Source organism: Bacillus sp. Root920 (assembly GCF_001429445.1).
GTDB classification, from domain to species: Bacteria; Bacillota; Bacilli; order Bacillales; family Bacillaceae; genus Bacillus; species Bacillus safensis.
In genome coordinates, this window is record NZ_LMJV01000001.1 from 1,116,335 (window position 1) to 1,135,000 (window position 18,666).

Consider the following 18,666-nt stretch of genomic DNA (forward strand, 5'->3'; position numbering starts at 1 on the left):
TAGTATGATACAAGTTTATGAGTACAACCATCAAAATGAATTGGTCAGACCTATCGAAGTGTTCGAAAGGGATGAGGAAGGTAATTATGTCATTCCAGATCAATGCACAACAATTGCTCCACCCAATAATCCCTCTTTTTATAAAGCAGCTTTTGATGTGGAAAAACAACAATGGTATGAATCAGCGACACAGGAGTATATAGATAGCCTAAAACCAGCCCCTCTCCCGCCAAGTGATATAGAACTTTTAAAGAAACAAAATGCTTTATTATCTAAACAATTAACGCAGCTATTGGCTATGCAGACAGGGGGGACTTTAGAATGATGTTTCCAACTGTAGCAGATATCAAACAATTTTGGGACTGGCAATGTTACGGCCCAGAGGACATTGCATTTTATGTAAGCATCGGCTGGATCTCGGCAGATGACTATCAAGACATAACAGGAGACAAATACGAAGCCTAATGGCTTTATTTTTTTACCGTAAAAAGGTGATTACGGCGGCTTAGGTTAATCAACCATTAAATCATAAATTATCCTCAATCTCATTGAAACAATTTATGGAGTTGTAGAAAGGAGAGAACACATTGGATATAAAAACTCCTCGTTCTTTTGAAACGAGTGATAAAGCTCATGCTGATCTATTCAACGATATGTTGAAAATACTGATTCATAACGACACTGGTATATCAGAACAATTAACTAATCATATCAATGATTCGAGACAGCACTCTTCAGAAGTAGAAAAAAAGAAATGGAATGAGTCGCAGCTGTATAAAATTACAGGTGATGACGGAGTACATCTTATAAATATTCCTGTCGGTTCAAAAATTTATGACTCAATTAAAGACAAAGGGACATGTACATTTTATGCGCCCAGTGGAATAGAGGATAGCCCTTCACAATTTGCCATTAGAGGGATACAGACAGTGGGACAAAATAACATTGGAACAGGTTTTGCGATAGATACATCAGGCAATGCATATTACTTCTACTATAATTCTAGCCATTTATCTATCACTTGGACTCAGATTCCGACAGTAGCTGAAAAAGATAAATGGAACGATGGGCAGCTCCATAAAATAACAAGGGATAACGGTCAACCCTTTTACAAAAGCATAAGTGAAACCACCGACTATAACGAAATGACAGAAACAGGAATGTATCTCGTTTATAATGCTGGTCTTAATGGTCCAAAAGAAATCAAAAGGGCATTTATGATCGTGATCAGTTATGGGAATACTCTGCTGCAAGCTATATATGATGCAGTCAATGGTCTGAACTCTTTTTATAGAATTAGGAAGACTGACTATAAATGGACTGAATGGGAAAGGCAGCTCACATCTACAGATTTAAATGCTATTCAAACATTCCCTATTACTGATAATAATGGACAGGGGAAGGTTTATATCAGTAATACGGACGATTTCCATGAAATATTACCAAAGTATCGAGGTTTAGTTCATTTTGTGTCTGCAAATGCACCGGTCAATGGACCTGGTACTGCGTTAAGGGGGATCTGGACTTGTAATAGCACAAGTACGTACGGGCAGGCAATTGGCTTTGACAACTTAAACCGTACGTGGCGTAAGACAATAGCGAATGGTGTATGGTCAAAATGGGAACGTTTGTTAACCAGCGCAGAGCAAATAGAATGGAAGTCCCCGACAAAAATAATAAACGGATGGAAAGAATACGGGACTCAAAAAGTGCAATTTTATAAGAATGCATTTGGAGAGGTAGAGTTAATTGGTTCAATTACAGGGGGTACTATCGGTTTTGAGGTACCTGCTTTTACATTACCAAGTGGTTATCGCCCTATACAGGGTATGCATTTTATAGGGGTAGCATCTAGTATCGGTGCTGGTTCAACACCACAAACACACAGAACACATATTGATACTGATGGTAATGTGTATATACAAAGTGTCTCCAATTCAACAAACCCAAATGAATTTATCACTTTCGGCTTTAAATTCATGGCTGCACAGGAGGGATGAAAGTGAAATGGATATATAAATACGACGAAAAATTCAATTACCTTCCAGGAGAAGAAATAGAAATTGAAGAGGACGCAGACATCCCAAAAGGATATACAGATGTAAGACCTCAAGATGGTTTGTACAAAGGTAAATACAATGAAGCGAAAAGGGCATGGTATGAGTCGGCAACACAAGAATACATTGATAGTTTACAGCCAAAACCGCTGCCACCATCAGAAATTGATCTATTAAAACAGCAAAATGCTGATCTGCTTCAGCAGCTGGCAGAGTCAGAAAAGAGAGTAGAAGAACAATCAAAAACAATATCAGAACTTATTATGTTGCTGAATGAAAAGGAGGTCATTTAATTGGATTGGTTCCGTAGTATTTCATTGTTCTATCAATGGAAGTGTTATGAAAATGAAGACGTAGCAAAATTTGTTCGGTTCGAGAAGATTACGCCAAAACAATACAAAGAAATAACAAAAGAAGAATATCCAACAAACGCTGAATAGGCGTTTTTATTTTGCCTCCTTTAAGGATGCGCAAAGTGAGGGAGTAGGTGAGTGCAGTGGAAATGGATTTGACTCAATATTTAATGACACAAGGACCGTTTGCGGTGTTGTTTTGTTGGGTGCTGTTTTACGTATTAAACACAACAAAGGAAAGAGAAAACAAACTCAATGAGCAAATCGAGGCGCAAAATGATGTGTTAGCAAAGTTTAGTGAGAAGTATGATGTCGTGATCGACAAGCTTGACAAAATTGAACGGAATTTAAAATAGGAGGTAAATATCATGAAAACATTCGACAAAGGCACTGTGATTCGCACAGTGCTTCTTTTTATTGCTCTTATCAATCAAACGCTTGTCATGTTTGGACAGACGGTGCTTCCGATTAGTGAGGAGCAAGTACAAACCGCAGGTGAGACACTATATGTGGCAGGTTCTACGATTTTCACTATGGTCACAGCGGTTATCGCTTGGTTTAAAAACAATTATGTGACCTACAAAGGCCAATTACAAAAAGATGCTCTGAAACAAAGAGGGCTAACAAAATAATACTTGAAGGAGAAACGACATGGTAAAAATCATTCAAGCATTGATTCCAAAACAACATCGCAACAGACCAGGAAACACGATGAAGCCGCTCTATATTACAGTGCATAATACATCTAACAGTGCAAAAGGTGCTAATGCGGCCAGTCATGCAGCATTTGTTGCACGTTCAAGTACCGGGGTGAGCTGGCATTACACCGTTGATGATCAGGTGATTTATCAGCATTTACCGTTAAACGAAAACGGCTGGCACGCAGGGGATGGCAGAGGCACCGGCAATATGAAATCAATTGGAATTGAAATTTGTGAAAATGCAGACGGCAATTTTGAACAAGCAGTTGAAAATGCCCAATGGCTCATTCGAAAGCTGATAGAAGATTTGGGGATTCCTTTATCAAATGTAGTGCCTCATAAACATTGGAGCGGGAAAGAATGTCCAAGGAAACTTCTCGGACGGTGGGATCAGTTTAAAGCTGGAATAGCCACAACGCATACCGGCAGCAAAAGTACAAGAAAACCAGTTCAAGCAGAAAGTTTGAGCCACAAAACACCCGTTTCCAAACAGAAATCGTCAAATCTGCCATCAGGCATTTTAAAAGTCACCAAGCCCTTAACAAAAGGCCCTCAAGTCACTGCCGTGCAAAAAGCCTTATCATCCCTCTATTATTACCCAGACAAAGGGGCAAAAAACAACGGGATTGACGGCTATTATGGACCGAAAACGGCGAATGCGGTCAAGCGGTTCCAGCTCATGAACGGCTTAGCTGCAGACGGAATTTACGGACCGAAGACGAAGAACAAAATCGAACAACTACAGAAGAAGTGATGATCTATAAAAAAAGCTATCAGCAAGTGAGGAAATGCTTCCTTGCTGATAGCTAACTAAAATTGACTTCATTTGTGATATAATCGGCCAAATCCCTATCATGAGAGGAGAGAAAATGAAAAAAGAACTGTTCCAGATCATCATGCTGTCAGTGCTGCTCATCTATTTCATTTATCACGGAATGACGAGCGATTTCCCTGTGTCCTACACAATCTTCTCATTCTAACTTATCTTTCTGTGATTACATATCGCATCATAAGGTTATTAAGAAAAAACAAAGAACAAACAGAACTGTAAGAGATATGTACATAAAAAAACCATCCTTGATTTTACAAGAATGGTTTTTCGTATGGAGCATAGCGGGATCGAACCGCTGACCTCTACGCTGCCAGCGTAGCGCTCTCCCAGCTGAGCTAATGCCCCGAAGTATGACGACATAATTTATTATAATCAATCCTCCTGTGAAATTCAAGCTGTAAAACGTAAACACATCGTCTATTTTTCTTTCTGTTCAATCGGAATATAGTCAAAAATTTCACCAGAATGAACAGAATGGGCTAATCGTCTCAGCCAGTCATAATAGGCTTTTGAGCTTTCAAGCTGCTCAATGAGCTGCTGCGCTTCTTCTCTTACATGTTCCTCCAGCTGATCATCACGCGACACCTCTTGAAGCCGCTCTTGCGCTTCTTCAATTGCCGCTAAATTGACCTCGACCTCACGTTCCCATTTTTGCGGAAAGAAGTTCGTGAAAAACTTAAAAAAGTCTTTTTCCGCAACAAAGCTGTGCTTTCTTCGGCCACGGTGAAACGTCTTTTTGACAATATTCATGTCTTGAAGCTTTTTCACACCCGTGCTCATACTCGGCTTACTCATTTGCAGCTCTTCACGCATTTCATCCAGTGTCATTTCCTCATTTAAATACATCGTTCCATATAGAATACCTGCACTTCGTGTAATGCCATAGAGATCCATCGTTTCAGCTATGGAATCAATGACTAGATCTTTAGCAGCTAAAATACGATCTTCTGCTTGCGGTTTTTCCTGCTTTTTCATTTTGTCCCTGCTTTCTATTAAGAAAATTCAATCCGTTCAAAAAAATCTTTATGGACTATATGTTAACGAAAGAATACAAAATGTCAAAATAAATGAAGCATATCTCCCTTTGACAGAAAAATTCGAACATGATAAGTTAATTATATTCAAAACGTTAAATTTTTATTTAACAAACTTACCAAAGAGAATCAGAGGAGGTTCCTTCTATGAGTCAAACACTATTTATAGACGGACAATGGGTTGGCGCTAAAAGTACCGACACACGGGATATCATCAATCCGTTCAATCAAGAAGTGATCGCGACAGTCAGCGAAGGATCTAGAAATGACGCGCAGCTAGCCATTAAAGCAGCGAGAAAAGCCTTCGATCAAGGGGACTGGGCAAACCTGCCTGGACTTGAAAGAGGAAATATTGTGTTTAAGATAGCTGAATTGATTAGACGTGATCTTGATGAACTAGCCAAATTGGAATCGCTTGATACAGGCAAAACATTAGAGGAAAGCAAAGCAGATATGGACGATATTGCGAACGTGTTCCAATATTACGCAGGTCTGGCTGATAAAGATGGCGGGGAAATCATTGCATCACCAATTTCAAACTCGAAAAGTGAATTAGTCAGAGAGCCTGTCGGTGTATGCGGACAAATCACTCCTTGGAACTATCCATTGCTTCAAGCAAGCTGGAAAATCGCTCCTGCACTTGCGGCGGGAAATACAATCGTTCTAAAGCCAAGTGAAATCACACCACTCACCACAATAAAAGTATTTAAACTCATGAAAGAAGCGGGCGTTCCAGCAGGCGTTGCAAACCTAGTGCTTGGACCTGGGGCAACCGTTGGGGATGAGCTTGCTGTGAATGATCAAGTAGATTTGATTTCATTTACAGGCGGTATTGAAACAGGTAAGAAAATTATGCAGGGAGCCAGCGGGAATGTGAAAAAAATAGCCCTTGAGCTTGGCGGAAAGAATCCGAATATTGTGTTTCAAGATGCTGATTTAGACGTAGCGGTTGACCAGGCGATGAATGCTGTATTTTTCCATGCAGGGCAAGTGTGTTCAGCAGGTTCACGTTTGCTGGTGGAAGAATCTATTCATGATGAATTTTTAGAAGAACTGGTGAAGCGTACGAAAAAAATCAAGCTAGGCAACGGCTTTGATGAAGACACCCAGAGCGGGCCGCTCATCTCAGCTGAGCATCGAGAAAAAGTAGAAAAATACGTCAGCATCGGTTTAGAAGAAGGCGCTAAGTTAGAGACAGGCGGAAAAAGACCTGACGCAGAGGAGCTGCAAAATGGGTTCTTCTACTTGCCGACCATATTCTCAGGCTGCACGTCAGATATGCGGATTGTGCAGGAAGAAGTCTTTGGACCTGTCCTGACAGTCGAATCCTTCCGTACAGAGGAAGAAGTCATCAAGCTGGCAAATGATACGATTTATGGATTAGCAGGAGCTGTGTGGTCTTCTGATATCAGCAAGGCCGAAAGAGTGGCTCGACAATTAAGATTGGGCACGGTTTGGATCAATGACTTCCATCCTTATTTCGCTCAAGCACCTTGGGGTGGCTACAAGCAATCAGGCATTGGGCGCGAATTAGGACGCACGGGACTTGAAGAATATACGGAACTGAAGCATTTATATCGAAATACAAAACCTGAAGCGGTTCATTGGTTTAAATAAAAATTAAGCATTTGGAGGAGATTCTTTATGACACTAAATATGAAAATTGAAAGCATGCAGAAATTCCACACATTTGAAATTCCGACTGTTATCAAACACGGCAACGGTGCAGTAAAACATGTTGGGGAAGAAGTGAAAGCGTACGGCGTTTCAAAAGTATTGCTTGTAACAGACCCTGGTATTTATCAAGCCGGCGTGGTGGACCCAGTCATTGCTTCATTAAAAGAAGCGCAAATCGATGTCGTACTATTTGATAAAGTAGAACCAAATCCGCCAGTCCGTCTAGTGAACGAAGGATCTGCTTTATATGAAAAAGAAAGCTGTAATGGATTAGTCGCAGTAGGCGGCGGCAGCTCAATGGATACAGCAAAGGCAATTGGAGTAGAGGCAACTCATGAAGGCTCAGTCCTTGATTACGAAGCGGCAGAGGGGAAAAAACCGCTTGAAAATAGAATCCCGCCTTTAACCACTATTCCGACAACAGCTGGTACAGGTTCAGAGGTAACGCAGTGGGCGGTCATTACTGATGAAGAAAGAGAATTCAAATTCAATACTGGTGGACCTCTCATTGCAGCTCATCTAACAGTAATTGATCCAGAGCTTCATGTGTCCATGCCGCCTCATGTGACAGCAATGACTGGAATTGACGCGCTTGCTCACGCGATTGAATGCTATACGATGAAATTTGCTCAGCCGATTACAGATGCGGTAGCGCTCATGGCAATTGAATATGCTGCTCATTATATTCGCCGTGCCTTTGCTGATGGCGAGGACTTAGAAGCCAGATATGGAATGGCACAAGCTGCGATGCTTGCCGGGCTTTCTTATGGAAGTGAATCAGCTGGAGCTGCACATGCGATGAGTCAAACACTCGGAGGTATTATTCCTGTCGCTCACGGTCAGTGTGTTGCAGCGATGATGGGACCAGTGATGGAGTATAACTGGAAAGGGTATCCGGAAAAATTCGCTCGAATTGCGCAAGCGTTTGGGATTGATACAAGCAGAATGACAACAGAGGAAGCAGCCAAAGCAGCTGTGAACTGGATGTATGATTTAGTGGAGGATTTAGAAGTTCCTTCATTAGAAGAACAAGGTGTATCAAAAGATATGATTGATCGTTTATCTAAAGAAGCGATGAAAGATCCGCAAACAGTTGGAAACCCAAGAGATTTAAACGAAAAAGCGTACAAATGGATTTATGCTCGCTGCTTTGAGTTAACACCTAAAACGGTGTAACAATGAAAAAAGGCTCCCAAAAGGGAGTCTTTTTTATGTCTATAGTTGTTCTTTAACTTCTTTGATTTGATGAATATGGCGTTTTTCGTGTGCACCGATAAAATCAAGGTATTGCTTAAGGGATAGCTCTTTAAACACAGGGTGTGCAATGACGCGTTTGAAATCTTCCTCAGTAAATGTTGATAAAATTTGATTGAGCTGCTCACGTGCAGTATCGAGCTCATCCTTTAAATGTGTAGGTGTTACATGCTTGCGCTCAGGCTCAACAATACTAGGCGCAGTGGCTTTTTTCGAACGGTCCTCTGCCATTTCTACCGGCTTTGGTTCATATTCTTTAATTGGTGCTTTTTTACCCTCAGCTGCTAGATGTTTTGCTGCAACTAGGTCCATTTTCTTTAAATGATCTGCTACCTCTTGAATACTCCAAGTATCATCAGATAATTTTTGGTTCAATTGTTCTTCGCTCAAACCTTGCAGCTCGTGCCACAATTCTTGTCTCGCTTCATGTAATAAACTCATTTTCTTCATCACCTCAAGATCAAATTTTAACATAATGGTACATGACAATCATTCTTGAGCTATCCGAAAATCCCTTTGAAGAATTGTGATGAAATATGAAACCTTTACAAAAGTGGTTCGTATTACCTGTTAGAAGGAATACATTGGAGGTGGGTGAGGTCTAAATGAAACAAAAGATGTTCATTTCATGAAGAAAGGGTGAGGAAGATGGATGTGTTCGGGCTGCCTCTTCAGACGCTGTATTTATACATATTAATGATATCAGGAATCCTGACACTTGTTTTCGTCTTTTTCGGCGATGTATTTGATGGATTGTTTGAAGCGATCCCTGTTCCATTCCTTCAACCAACATTGATCCTCGCATTTCTTACCTTTTTCTCGGCTGGAGGGTTTATCTCTGAAAAAACAGCAATTGTAGGAAGTGGACTTGGCGCAGTATTATCTGCCATCCTCGCAGTGATCCTTGTGACCTGTTTGAATGTATTTGTATTAGTCCCGCTTTCCTCTGCTGAAGAATCTCTCTCTTATACGGAGGCCGATTTAAAAGGAAGAACTGGGGAGATCATTGTATCTGTTCCAAAAGACGGATTTGGAGAAGTGCTGTTAATCAGTAATAGCGGGAAAATCTCAAAGCCAGCTGTCAGTTTCGACCAAGAGGAGATTCCATATGGAACCCGTGTGCTAGTTGTCGAAGTAAACAAAGGCGTCTTATCTGTTATACCAAATAAAGAAATCTAGGAGGGAATGCTATGCCAGGAACAACGATTTTAGTGATCATTGGAATTGTGCTTGTGATTCTTATTGCACTTATTGGTGTATTTGTTTCTAAATACCGGACAGCAGGTCCAGATGAAGCATTAATCGTCACAGGAAGTTACCTAGGAAGTAAAAATGTCCACGTGGATGAAGGTGGAAACAAGATTAAGATTGTGAGAGGCGGCGGTACTTTTGTACTTCCAGTCTTTCAACAAGCAGAGCCGCTCAGCTTACTATCTAGCAAGCTAGACGTTTCAACACCTGAAGTCTATACCGAACAAGGTGTACCGGTCATGGCGGATGGAACAGCCATCATTAAAATTGGCGGATCGATTGAAGAAATCGCGACTGCTGCAGAGCAATTTTTAGGGAAAACAAAAGAAGACCGCGAAAACGAAGCAAGAGAAGTATTAGAAGGCCACCTTCGATCCATCTTAGGATCAATGACAGTTGAAGAGATTTATAAAAACAGAGAGAAATTCTCTCAAGAAGTACAACGTGTCGCTTCTCAAGATCTAGCGAAAATGGGTCTTGTCATTGTATCGTTTACGATCAAAGATGTTCGTGATAAAAATGGCTATTTAGAATCTCTAGGTAAACCAAGAATTGCCCAAGTAAAACGCGATGCAGATATTGCAACAGCTGAAGCAGATAAAGAAACACGTATCAAACGTGCGGAAGCAGATAAAGATGCGAAGAAATCTGAGCTTGAGCGTGCTACTGAAATCGCTGAAGCAGAAAAGATCAATGAGCTGAAAAGAGCAGAATTCAGACGTGAACAGGATACGGCAAAAGCAAGTGCTGACCAAGCGTACGATCTAGAAACAGCTCGTAACCGACAGCACGTAACTGAACAAGAAATGCAAGTCAAAATCATTGAGCGTCAGAAACAAATTGAATTAGAAGAAAAAGAGATTCAGCGTCGTGAACGTCAATACGATTCTGAAGTGAAAAAGAAAGCAGATGCGGACCGTTATGCTGTTGAGCAGTCAGCTGCGGCGGAAAAAGCGAAACGCCTCGCTGAAGCAGATGCGAAGAAATACAGCATCGAAGCAATGGCAAAAGCAGAAGCTGAGAAAGTCCGAATTGATGGGCTTGCTAAAGCGGAAGCGGATCGTGCGAAAGGGGAAACAGAAGCGGAAGTCATTAGACTAAAAGGACTTGCAGAAGCCGAAGCGAAAGAGAAAATCGCTGAAGCATTCGAACAGTATGGTCAGGCAGCCATTCTTGATATGATTGTGAAAATGCTACCTGAATATGCGAAGCAAGTATCTGCACCACTTTCTAACATTGATAAAATTACTGTTGTGGATACGGGCGGTAACGGGGAAGGCAGCGGTGCTAATAAAGTCACTGGCTATGCCACAAACCTCATGTCTAGTCTGCAAGAAAGCCTGAAAGCATCCTCTGGAATAGATGTGAAAGAAATTATTGAGAACTTTTCTGGTAAAGGCAATGTGAAGCAAAGCATTCAAGAGCTGACAAATGAAATCAAACAACCAAGAAAAAAAGAGATCGCTGATACTCAAATAGAAGAATAAAATCAATAGACACCTTCCATCAGAAGGTGTCTATTTGGCATGCGCCCGATATGGATTCTTTTTTACATATGAAGAAAGATTCACGAGAATACCTGCTGATATCATCATGAACACCAATGAAGACCCGCCGTAGCTAATAAAGGGAAGAGGTATGCCTGTAATGGGGAGAAGCCCGAAGACAGCTCCTAGATTAAAGACTGCTTGGATCATGATTTGAAACGTGAGCCCGATCGTTAACAGTTTTCCAAATGGGTCGTGTAAAGCTTGCACAATTCGCATGGCTCGATACATGATGATGAGATATGCACCAATCACAAGCAAAATTCCCATGATTCCCAGTTCTTCACTGATGATGGCCATGATAAAATCCGTATGGGCTTCAGGAAGAAAGCCCAGTTTTTGAATGCTTCCGCCTAAGCCATTTCCCGTCAGCCCGCCTGAATTCATCGCGAAATACGAATGAATCAGCTGATATCCATCCCCATTTTCATACTGAAAAGGATTACGAAAAGAAGTCAGCCGTTTTAAACGGTAAGGAGCTGTCACAGCAAAAAAAGTGATTCCCGCTGCGGCAGTCCATCCCAGCAAAATAAGATGGCGCGTTTTCAGTCCAGCGCATAATAAAATAATGCCGCAGCTTAATAAAATAGACACAGCTGTGCCTAAATCCGGCTGCTTTAAGATCAATAAAAAAACAATCCCTAAAAGAATGAGTGGCGGCATTACACCTTTTTTAAAAGATGTAATATACGCTTGTTTTTTCGCATACACATAGGCAAAATAGATCACCATCACTAGTTTCACAGCTTCAGAAGGCTGGAGCATGAGAGAACCTAGATGAATCCACCGCTGTGAATTATTTTTGACAACACCAATTCCAGGAAGCAGGACAAGGATGAGACATAGCAATGACAGTAAGACAAGCCACTTCATCCATTTGCGATAAATCTGATAAGAGAGAAGAGCGGCAATGAAGAAAAAGAATCCCCCCATCACGAGCCATTGCCATTGTTTGGTAAAGAAATAGCTGCCCTGTTCATACTTCACTTCTCCTAAAGGATAACTTGCACTGTAGACCATCAGTAAACCAAATAAGCAGAGAAATACAATCGTACCAACAAGAATGCGGTCGATTCTTTTGAGATGGGATAAAAGGAATGTCATCATCTTCAACCCCAATTGCGACCAAACATATAGGATGATGATCTAAGATTGACACTAAACACGAGACCAATGGCGATCATGTTGGTCAATAGCGCACTGCCTCCATAGCTGATAAAAGGAAGTGCAAGTCCCGTCACAGGCATTAAACCGATTGTCATCCCTACGTTTTGGAAAACTTGAAACATGATCAGCCCAACGACACCTGCACATATGTATAATCCATAGAGTGTATTAGCGTGCATAGCCACGTGAATGATTCGGTAAATCATCATTAAGTACAGACACATCAAAAGAGAGGCGCCAATAAAACCAAACTCCTCACCAATGACGGCAAATATAAAATCCGTATGGGCTTCAGGGATATTGCCACCTTGTACTTGTTGCCCCTTTGTAAAACCGCTTCCTGATAATTGACCTGATCCAATGCCGAGTATCGATTGTTTCAGCTGATACCCGTATGTTGAATCAAGTTCATCAGGAGAGAGCCACCCATAAATGCGATCAAGCTGATGAGGCTTAATGATTTTCGTAAAATGCTCAAAATGATGATTGTGCAGATAGATCAAAAAGGCAAGAAGTGCAAGAAAAGCAGCCATTAATGCAGCCGTCATCTTGCTCGAAATCCCTGATACAAGCATCAGTGTAAAGGCAATGGATAAAATCACGAGCGCTGTTCCTAAATCAGGCTGAATTAAGATGAGGAAAAAAGGGACGATCGTCCAGCAAATGACTTTAGTTGTAGGAATGATGCTTTCTTGAAAAGAAAATCGCTGATGCTTGTATTGGTTCAAGACAGCCGCAAGCAGCAGGATCACAAAAATTTTCATGAACTCTGATGGCTGAATTTTGATTGAACCGAAGCTGATCCACCTTTGGGAACCATTTTGACTCGTTCCGAAAAAATGCACAAGAATAATGAGAAAAATACCACCTGCAAATAACCGAAAAGATAAACGCTCAAGCAGCTCATAATCAAAGTAGGCAACTGCTCCCATGAGACCGAAACCGACGATATACCAGAAAATTTGCCTTTTGACGAAATAAAGCATATCTTGCGTTTCATACTGTCCCGATCCGCTATAAACAGCTAGTAGGCTGATGACAAATAAACAAATAACAGTGAGTAAAAGTGCGAAGTCAATGCTGTACTGTTTTTTCATGGCTTCTTTTCCTGCTATGCCCTATTTGTCAGTTGGTTTAATATGACTTGCACGGCGGCAGCGTCATCAATATAGCCAATCGGAAAAATATAATCTGGTATTAAATCAACAGGCATAATGAAATAAAGGAGTGCGCCTCCCATCAGCATCAATTCTCGAGGAGTCCCCCGTCCATTTATGAATAAACTGTACATGTTTTTCAACTGCTCAAGAAATGGTCCGACGCCGCTTAGCGTCTTCATCTTTTTTTCAAACTTTGCCGTAATCGTTTCTTTTCCTTCAGCTGTTTGGCTGTAGACTTCGTATTCGTTTAACTTTTGTTCCAATTTGGTCTGACTAAACGTACCGTCGTAGACCTCTTGATCTTTTAGGGTTTTTTCAATCTCTTCTACCGCTTGAATGAACGTATCACCGTGCGCCTTTTCGTTTTTAATTGGATACCCTGAAGCAGTCAATAGTTGATCTAATGATATGTTCAGAGATTCTGAAAGCCGCTGCAGATGATTCAAAGTGGGTTTTCTTTTTCCATTCATGATTCTGGACAGTGTCGCTTTATCGATTCCTGTGTATGTGCTGAGCTCTCTTAAAGATAGAGAGCGTTGCTGCAATTTTTCCTTTAAAATTTGCCCAAGCTCTGTTGTCTTAATATCCATTTTCTACGCCATCCTTTTCATTATGTATCAACTCTTCTATAGAAGAAGTCGTACCCAATATAAAGGTGTGTTGACAAAATGTCAACGGATATCCTTTATTGATTGAATTTTAAAAAATAAGAATTTATCATAATATAAATAGGATAAAAACAGTGAGTAGGAGTGGCGCGGATGAAGGTGAGACATGCGGTACATCAGGATATTCCAAAAATCGCTGAGATTCATGTGAAAAGCTGGCAGACGACTTATCAGGGGATTATTTCGCAGGAGTATTTAGATGGTTTAAACATTGAAGATCGGAAAGAGAGCTGGAGAAGAAGGTCACTTGAAGGGACGTTTGTCGCAGAAGATGCAGATGGCGTATTTGGTTTTGCTTCTTTCGGAAAACAACGTGACGAACGTTATTCTACATATGATGGAGAGCTATATGCCATCTATTTATTACAACAGAAACAGAAATCAGGTGCGGGTATTGCCTTAATTGCTAAAGGTGTCGATTATTTAATAGAAAAAGGGTATCAGAAGTTGATGCTATGGGTGTTTGAACAAAATTCGGCAAAACAATTTTATCAAAAACTTCAACCTAGTTTTGTCGTTACCAGCCAGTTCGAGCTGGCTGGCGAGAACCATAATGAAATAGGGTATGGATGGGAGCTGTCTATATTGAATAACCATGTACAGCGAATTAAATCGTCAGCTTCCAGTAATAATGAGAGAAAAAAGTGAAGAGCACAGCAAGCAACATGTAAGAAATAAACGGTGAAGCTTCTACTTTTCCTTTCACGCCTGCTATTTTTAAAGCTTCATAGAAACCTGCCAAAAAATAAGCAAGACTGAGAATATAACAGCACAGCATAATGGAGTAAGGGCTCATTGTCGTACCTCCAGCATGAAATCTTCTACTATTAATAGATTCCATGGAGCAGCAAATTATGCATAAAAAAATAACCAGCTGAAATCAGCCGGTTATTTTTGATGAGGAAAAACCAAACGGGATGCACTTGGGATAAGTATACAAAGAACAATACTGCAAATAATAAATGAAGGAACCATATATGTGCTGTTATAAATTAAAGAGTAGACCCATCCTGGTGTTCCTTTCGGTGCATATTGAGAAAAGAAAACGACGCCAGAAATAAAGAACGTCAGCAGCCTGAAGAAACTAGCAATAAAAACAGCTAGGGTAATATAGAAGAATTGCTGTTTTCGCTTTTGATCCTGAATGGCTTTTTTGATCAGTCCAGAAAACAGGCCGCTTAAAGAAATGACAACAGATGCAACGAAGTAATCGAGGAATCCTTGAACAGGTGTAGCGATAATCGGGCTATTCATCAGCTGAAGACCTGCGATTAACACACCGATGATAAATCCGGTAGATATTCCCCATCTAATAGACATGAGAATGACGGGAATCATAATCAGCGCAAGAGAACCGCCATTGGGCATTCTTAAAAAGAGACCTGATAAGTAATCTAATACAAGTGCAAGTGAAGTCATAATCGCGATTTCCATCAGTCGTACCAATTGATTTGATTGCTGCATAAAAAAATCTCCTTTTTCATGAATTGAGCAAGGAGAGACCGTGTAAGGATGAGTATGTTATTCATAGAAAAACATATCGATTTGAATACACCGTATGTATTCAAGTGATTCCACATTCCTACTTCAGTATTAACTGACAGGTTCAAAGGGTCAGAACAACGAATGTTCACTCTCAGCACAAAGCTCCCCCTGCGGTTATTTAGTTTCAATCTATTATAAATATACTAAAGACCTGCAGGATCAACAATAGACAATTCCCGAGATAAGCAGCATTTGTATCAATATATAGGAAGAGATAAGGAAAAATAAATTATTTAGAAAAAATACTTGTTTCTTCTTTCAAAAGGTGTTATATTTGTATTCGCCGCTGAAACAGCGCGGTTGATAAATAACATTAAGAAAAAAGTTGTTGACTTTATCTTGATAGAATGTTATATTAATAAAGTCGCCTCTGAGAGACGGCGGAGATGATCTTTGAAAACTAAACAAGACAAAACGTACCTGTTAATTCGAGTTTTTATAAAAATCCTATGATACTTCATAGGTAGTCAGTCAAACTGGCGAGGCAGGAARTGATCACATGCTAAGTTCGCTACATCGTGTAGCAACGCATGTGTGATATGCTCGGAGAGTTTGATCCTGGCTCAGGACGAACGCTGGCGGCGTGCCTAATACATGCAAGTCGAGCGGACAGAAGGGAGCTTGCTCCCGGATGTTAGCGGCGGACGGGTGAGTAACACGTGGGTAACCTGCCTGTAAGACTGGGATAACTCCGGGAAACCGGAGCTAATACCGGATAGTTCCTTGAACCGCATGGTTCAAGGATGAAAGACGGTTTCGGCTGTCACTTACAGATGGACCCGCGGCGCATTAGCTAGTTGGTGGGGTAATGGCTCACCAAGGCGACGATGCGTAGCCGACCTGAGAGGGTGATCGGCCACACTGGGACTGAGACACGGCCCAGACTCCTACGGGAGGCAGCAGTAGGGAATCTTCCGCAATGGACGAAAGTCTGACGGAGCAACGCCGCGTGAGTGATGAAGGTTTTCGGATCGTAAAGCTCTGTTGTTAGGGAAGAACAAGTGCGAGAGTAACTGCTCGCACCTTGACGGTACCTAACCAGAAAGCCACGGCTAACTACGTGCCAGCAGCCGCGGTAATACGTAGGTGGCAAGCGTTGTCCGGAATTATTGGGCGTAAAGGGCTCGCAGGCGGTTTCTTAAGTCTGATGTGAAAGCCCCCGGCTCAACCGGGGAGGGTCATTGGAAACTGGGAAACTTGAGTGCAGAAGAGGAGAGTGGAATTCCACGTGTAGCGGTGAAATGCGTAGAGATGTGGAGGAACACCAGTGGCGAAGGCGACTCTCTGGTCTGTAACTGACGCTGAGGAGCGAAAGCGTGGGGAGCGAACAGGATTAGATACCCTGGTAGTCCACGCCGTAAACGATGAGTGCTAAGTGTTAGGGGGTTTCCGCCCCTTAGTGCTGCAGCTAACGCATTAAGCACTCCGCCTGGGGAGTACGGTCGCAAGACTGAAACTCAAAGGAATTGACGGGGGCCCGCACAAGCGGTGGAGCATGTGGTTTAATTCGAAGCAACGCGAAGAACCTTACCAGGTCTTGACATCCTCTGACAACCCTAGAGATAGGGCTTTCCCTTCGGGGACAGAGTGACAGGTGGTGCATGGTTGTCGTCAGCTCGTGTCGTGAGATGTTGGGTTAAGTCCCGCAACGAGCGCAACCCTTGATCTTAGTTGCCAGCATTYAGTTGGGCACTCTAAGGTGACTGCCGGTGACAAACCGGAGGAAGGTGGGGATGACGTCAAATCATCATGCCCCTTATGACCTGGGCTACACACGTGCTACAATGGACAGAACAAAGGGCTGCAAGACCGCAAGGTTTAGCCAATCCCATAAATCTGTTCTCAGTTCGGATCGCAGTCTGCAACTCGACTGCGTGAAGCTGGAATCGCTAGTAATCGCGGATCAGCATGCCGCGGTGAATACGTTCCCGGGCCTTGTACACACCGCCCGTCACACCACGAGAGTTTGCAACACCCGAAGTCGGTGAGGTAACCTTTATGGAGCCAGCCGCCGAAGGTGGGGCAGATGATTGGGGTGAAGTCGTAACAAGGTAGCCGTATCGGAAGGTGCGGCTGGATCACCTCCTTTCTAAGGATATATGGACCGCCGAAGGTGGGGCAGATGATTGGGGTGAAGTCGTAACAAGGTAGCCGTATCGGAAGGTGCGGCTGGATCACCTCCTTTCTAAGGATATATGGAGCAGCGTRCGTTTTCGTCTTGTTTAGTTTTGAAGGATCATTCCTTCAAAACATGTCTCTAGMGAGACAGGATTGTTCTTTGAAAACTAGATAACAATAAGTAATACATTCACATTGAATGCAATGCAAAGTTCATCACACATAGTGATTCTTTCTAAAGTAAGAAATGGTTATGGGGCCTTAGCTCAGCTGGGAGAGCGCCTGCCTTGCACGCAGGAGGTCAGCGGTTCGATCCCGCTAGGCTCCACCAACGTGTTCTTTGAAAACTAGATAACAATAAGTAATACATTCACATTGAATGCAATGCAAAGTTCATCACACATAGTGATTCTTTCTAAAGTAAGAAATGGTCACTAGGAGCCGATGAAGGACGGGACGAACACCGATATGCTTCGGGGAGCTGTAAGCAAGCTTTGATCCGGAGATTTCCGAATGGGGAAACCCACTGCTCGTAATGGAGTAGTATCCATACTTGAATACATAGAGTATGAGAAGGCATACCCGGGGAACTGAAACATCTAAGTACCCGGAGGAAGAGAAAGCAAATGCGATTCCCTGAGTAGCGGCGAGCGAAACGGGAACAGCCCAAACCAAGAGGCTTGCCTCTTGGGGTTGTAGGACACTCTATACGGAGTTACAAAGGAATGATATAAGCGAAGAGGTCTGGAAAGGCCCGCCAAAGAAGGTAACAGCCCTGTAACTGAAATGTYRTTCTCTCCAGAGTGGATCCTGAGTACGGCGGAACACGTGAAATTCCGTCGGAATCCGGGAGGACCATCTCCCAAGGCTAAATACTCCCTAGTGACCGATAGTGAACCAGTACCGTGAGGGAAAGGTGAAAAGCACCCCGGAAGGGGAGTGAAATAGATCCTGAAACCGTGTGCCTACAAGTAGTCAGAGCCCGTTAACGGGTGATGGCGTGCCTTTTGTAGAATGAACCGGCGAGTTACGATCCCGTGCAAGGTTAAGCAGAAGATGCGGAGCCGCAGCGAAAGCGAGTCTGAATAGGGCGCATGAGTACGTGGTCGTAGACCCGAAACCAGGTGATCTACCCATGTCCAGGGTGAAGTTCAGGTAACACTGAATGGAGGCCCGAACCCACGCACGTTGAAAAGTGCGGGGATGAGGTGTGGGTAGGGGTGAAATGCCAATCGAACCTGGAGATAGCTGGTTCTCTCCGAAATAGCTTTAGGGCTAGCCTCAAGGTAAGAGTCTCGGAGG

Annotated in this window: 19 protein-coding genes, 2 tRNA genes, 2 rRNA genes and 1 riboswitch (1 of these 24 running past the window's edge); of the genes, 16 read left to right on the forward strand and 7 right to left on the reverse strand. The window is 42.4% G+C overall.

The features are described 5' to 3' along the window. The first annotated feature begins 4 nt into the window (after positions 1-4). The 8 genes from ASE42_RS05275 (at position 5) to ASE42_RS05305 (ending at position 3,865) form a co-directional block, all read left to right on the forward strand. Positions 5-325 carry a hypothetical protein gene (locus tag ASE42_RS05275; protein ID WP_034624531.1) on the forward strand — a complete coding sequence of 107 codons (321 nt, stop codon included), beginning with the start codon at positions 5-7 and terminating at the stop codon, positions 323-325. Next, a complete protein-coding gene (locus ASE42_RS05280) occupies positions 322-465 on the forward strand; it encodes an XkdX family protein (RefSeq protein WP_034624530.1) in 144 nt (47 codons plus the stop codon). Before ASE42_RS05275 ends, ASE42_RS05280 begins: the two co-directional genes overlap by 4 nt. Positions 466-587: 122 nt before the next feature. Next, positions 588-2,000, forward strand: coding sequence for a pyocin knob domain-containing protein (locus ASE42_RS05285; RefSeq protein ID WP_056765957.1), 1,413 nt, complete (start codon positions 588-590; stop codon positions 1,998-2,000). After that, positions 1,997-2,350, forward strand: coding sequence for a hypothetical protein (locus ASE42_RS05290; RefSeq protein WP_235566680.1), 354 nt, complete (start codon positions 1,997-1,999; stop codon positions 2,348-2,350). The genes ASE42_RS05285 and ASE42_RS05290 overlap by 4 nt, the downstream gene beginning before the upstream one ends. After that, positions 2,351-2,497 carry an XkdX family protein gene (locus tag ASE42_RS18495; RefSeq protein WP_075621941.1) on the forward strand — a complete coding sequence of 49 codons (147 nt, stop codon included), beginning with the start codon at positions 2,351-2,353 and terminating at the stop codon, positions 2,495-2,497. It begins immediately after the preceding gene. Between the two features lie 56 nt (positions 2,498-2,553). Next, positions 2,554-2,766: a BhlA/UviB family holin-like peptide gene (locus ASE42_RS05295; RefSeq protein WP_008344062.1), complete on the forward strand. Its 213-nt coding sequence runs from the start codon at positions 2,554-2,556 to the stop codon at positions 2,764-2,766. Between the two features lie 12 nt (positions 2,767-2,778). Continuing rightward, positions 2,779-3,042, forward strand: a complete 264-nt coding sequence (locus tag ASE42_RS05300; RefSeq protein WP_056765963.1) for a phage holin — start codon at positions 2,779-2,781, stop codon at positions 3,040-3,042. Between the two features lie 19 nt (positions 3,043-3,061). Then, the gene (locus ASE42_RS05305; RefSeq protein WP_056765965.1) at positions 3,062-3,865 is read left to right on the forward strand and encodes an N-acetylmuramoyl-L-alanine amidase; all 804 of its coding nucleotides are present in this window, start codon (positions 3,062-3,064) and stop codon (positions 3,863-3,865) included. A gap of 350 nt (positions 3,866-4,215) precedes the next feature. Here the strand turns inward: ASE42_RS05305 and ASE42_RS05315 are convergent. Both ASE42_RS05315 and cudC read right to left on the reverse strand, forming a co-directional pair. Next, positions 4,216-4,288 (reverse strand) — tRNA-Ala (locus ASE42_RS05315). A gap of 72 nt (positions 4,289-4,360) precedes the next feature. Then, positions 4,361-4,918, reverse strand: a complete 558-nt coding sequence (cudC, locus tag ASE42_RS05320; RefSeq protein WP_034284303.1) for a choline uptake/conversion transcriptional regulator CudC — start codon at positions 4,916-4,918, stop codon at positions 4,361-4,363. A 206-nt stretch (positions 4,919-5,124) separates the two neighbouring features. Here cudC and betB point away from each other — a divergent pair, with 206 nt between their 5' ends. Together betB and ASE42_RS05330 are read left to right on the forward strand one after the other, a co-directional pair. Continuing rightward, entirely contained in the window at positions 5,125-6,594 is a 1,470-nt protein-coding gene (gene betB, locus ASE42_RS05325) for a betaine-aldehyde dehydrogenase (RefSeq protein ID WP_056765967.1), read from the forward strand. 27 nt (positions 6,595-6,621) lie between these two features. Continuing rightward, positions 6,622-7,830: an iron-containing alcohol dehydrogenase gene (locus ASE42_RS05330; protein WP_056765969.1), complete on the forward strand. Its 1,209-nt coding sequence runs from the start codon at positions 6,622-6,624 to the stop codon at positions 7,828-7,830. Positions 7,831-7,869: 39 nt separating this feature from the next. On the opposite strand, the gene ASE42_RS05335 is transcribed toward ASE42_RS05330, so the two are convergent. Then, a complete protein-coding gene (locus ASE42_RS05335) occupies positions 7,870-8,349 on the reverse strand; it encodes a DinB family protein (RefSeq protein WP_056765971.1) in 480 nt (159 codons plus the stop codon). Between the two features lie 207 nt (positions 8,350-8,556). Between ASE42_RS05335 and ASE42_RS05340 the strand changes: the two genes are divergently transcribed. Together ASE42_RS05340 and ASE42_RS05345 are read left to right on the forward strand one after the other, a co-directional pair. Next, on the forward strand, positions 8,557-9,087 hold the full coding sequence (locus ASE42_RS05340; protein ID WP_056765972.1) for a hypothetical protein: 531 nt from the start codon (positions 8,557-8,559) through the stop codon (positions 9,085-9,087). A gap of 11 nt (positions 9,088-9,098) precedes the next feature. Continuing rightward, entirely contained in the window at positions 9,099-10,646 is a 1,548-nt protein-coding gene (locus ASE42_RS05345) for a flotillin family protein (RefSeq protein ID WP_034284308.1), read from the forward strand. Between the two features lie 30 nt (positions 10,647-10,676). Here ASE42_RS05345 and ftsW read toward each other — a convergent pair whose 3' ends face one another. Genes ftsW through ASE42_RS05360 form a run of 3 tightly spaced genes read right to left on the reverse strand, consistent with a single transcriptional unit; the run spans position 10,677 to position 13,623 of the window. Then, entirely contained in the window at positions 10,677-11,810 is a 1,134-nt protein-coding gene (gene ftsW / locus ASE42_RS05350) for a putative lipid II flippase FtsW (protein WP_156403014.1), read from the reverse strand. Positions 11,811-11,815: 5 nt separating this feature from the next. Beyond that, the gene (gene rodA / locus ASE42_RS05355; protein WP_056765976.1) at positions 11,816-12,970 is read right to left on the reverse strand and encodes a rod shape-determining protein RodA; all 1,155 of its coding nucleotides are present in this window, start codon (positions 12,968-12,970) and stop codon (positions 11,816-11,818) included. 14 nt (positions 12,971-12,984) lie between these two features. Continuing rightward, entirely contained in the window at positions 12,985-13,623 is a 639-nt protein-coding gene (locus ASE42_RS05360; RefSeq protein ID WP_056765979.1) for a helix-turn-helix domain-containing protein, read from the reverse strand. 171 nt (positions 13,624-13,794) lie between these two features. Between ASE42_RS05360 and ASE42_RS05365 the strand changes: the two genes are divergently transcribed. Beyond that, a complete protein-coding gene (locus ASE42_RS05365; protein ID WP_024423230.1) occupies positions 13,795-14,349 on the forward strand; it encodes a GNAT family N-acetyltransferase in 555 nt (184 codons plus the stop codon). A gap of 240 nt (positions 14,350-14,589) precedes the next feature. Here the strand turns inward: ASE42_RS05365 and thiT are convergent, their stop codons facing one another. After that, the gene (gene thiT, locus ASE42_RS05375) at positions 14,590-15,165 is read right to left on the reverse strand and encodes an energy-coupled thiamine transporter ThiT (RefSeq protein WP_056765981.1); all 576 of its coding nucleotides are present in this window, start codon (positions 15,163-15,165) and stop codon (positions 14,590-14,592) included. A 98-nt stretch (positions 15,166-15,263) separates the two neighbouring features. Next, positions 15,264-15,365, reverse strand: a riboswitch (TPP riboswitch). A gap of 421 nt (positions 15,366-15,786) precedes the next feature. Between thiT and ASE42_RS05380 the strand changes: the two genes are divergently transcribed. The 3 genes from ASE42_RS05380 to ASE42_RS05390 all read left to right on the forward strand — a co-directional run. Further along, positions 15,787-17,335, forward strand: a 16S ribosomal RNA gene (locus tag ASE42_RS05380). Positions 17,336-17,619: 284 nt separating this feature from the next. Next, positions 17,620-17,695, forward strand: a tRNA-Ala gene (locus ASE42_RS05385). Positions 17,696-17,768: 73 nt separating this feature from the next. Beyond that, positions 17,769-18,666 (forward strand): 23S ribosomal RNA (locus ASE42_RS05390); it runs 2,025 nt beyond the window's last position. The 16S and 23S rRNA genes sit together here with 1 tRNA gene alongside, the layout of an rRNA operon.

Coding starts and splice junctions, on each gene's coding strand:
- ASE42_RS05345 (WP_034284308.1), top strand. CDS start 9,099: ATGCCAGGAACAACGATTTTAGTGATCATTGGAATTGTGCTTGTGATT.
- ASE42_RS05280 (WP_034624530.1), top strand. CDS start 322: ATGATGTTTCCAACTGTAGCAGATATCAAACAATTTTGGGACTGGCAA.
- ASE42_RS05335 (WP_056765971.1), bottom strand. CDS start 8,349: ATGAGTTTATTACATGAAGCGAGACAAGAATTGTGGCACGAGCTGCAA.
- ASE42_RS05340 (WP_056765972.1), top strand. CDS start 8,557: ATGGATGTGTTCGGGCTGCCTCTTCAGACGCTGTATTTATACATATTA.
- ASE42_RS05305 (WP_056765965.1), top strand. CDS start 3,062: ATGGTAAAAATCATTCAAGCATTGATTCCAAAACAACATCGCAACAGA.
- ASE42_RS05360 (WP_056765979.1), bottom strand. CDS start 13,623: ATGGATATTAAGACAACAGAGCTTGGGCAAATTTTAAAGGAAAAATTG.
- cudC (WP_034284303.1), bottom strand. CDS start 4,918: ATGAAAAAGCAGGAAAAACCGCAAGCAGAAGATCGTATTTTAGCTGCT.
- ftsW (WP_156403014.1), bottom strand. CDS start 11,810: ATGACATTCCTTTTATCCCATCTCAAAAGAATCGACCGCATTCTTGTT.
- ASE42_RS05275 (WP_034624531.1), top strand. CDS start 5: ATGATACAAGTTTATGAGTACAACCATCAAAATGAATTGGTCAGACCT.
- rodA (WP_056765976.1), bottom strand. CDS start 12,970: ATGAAAAAACAGTACAGCATTGACTTCGCACTTTTACTCACTGTTATT.
- betB (WP_056765967.1), top strand. CDS start 5,125: ATGAGTCAAACACTATTTATAGACGGACAATGGGTTGGCGCTAAAAGT.
- thiT (WP_056765981.1), bottom strand. CDS start 15,165: ATGCAGCAATCAAATCAATTGGTACGACTGATGGAAATCGCGATTATG.
- ASE42_RS05290 (WP_235566680.1), top strand. CDS start 1,997: ATGAAAGTGAAATGGATATATAAATACGACGAAAAATTCAATTACCTT.
- ASE42_RS05330 (WP_056765969.1), top strand. CDS start 6,622: ATGACACTAAATATGAAAATTGAAAGCATGCAGAAATTCCACACATTT.
- ASE42_RS05365 (WP_024423230.1), top strand. CDS start 13,795: ATGAAGGTGAGACATGCGGTACATCAGGATATTCCAAAAATCGCTGAG.
- ASE42_RS05300 (WP_056765963.1), top strand. CDS start 2,779: ATGAAAACATTCGACAAAGGCACTGTGATTCGCACAGTGCTTCTTTTT.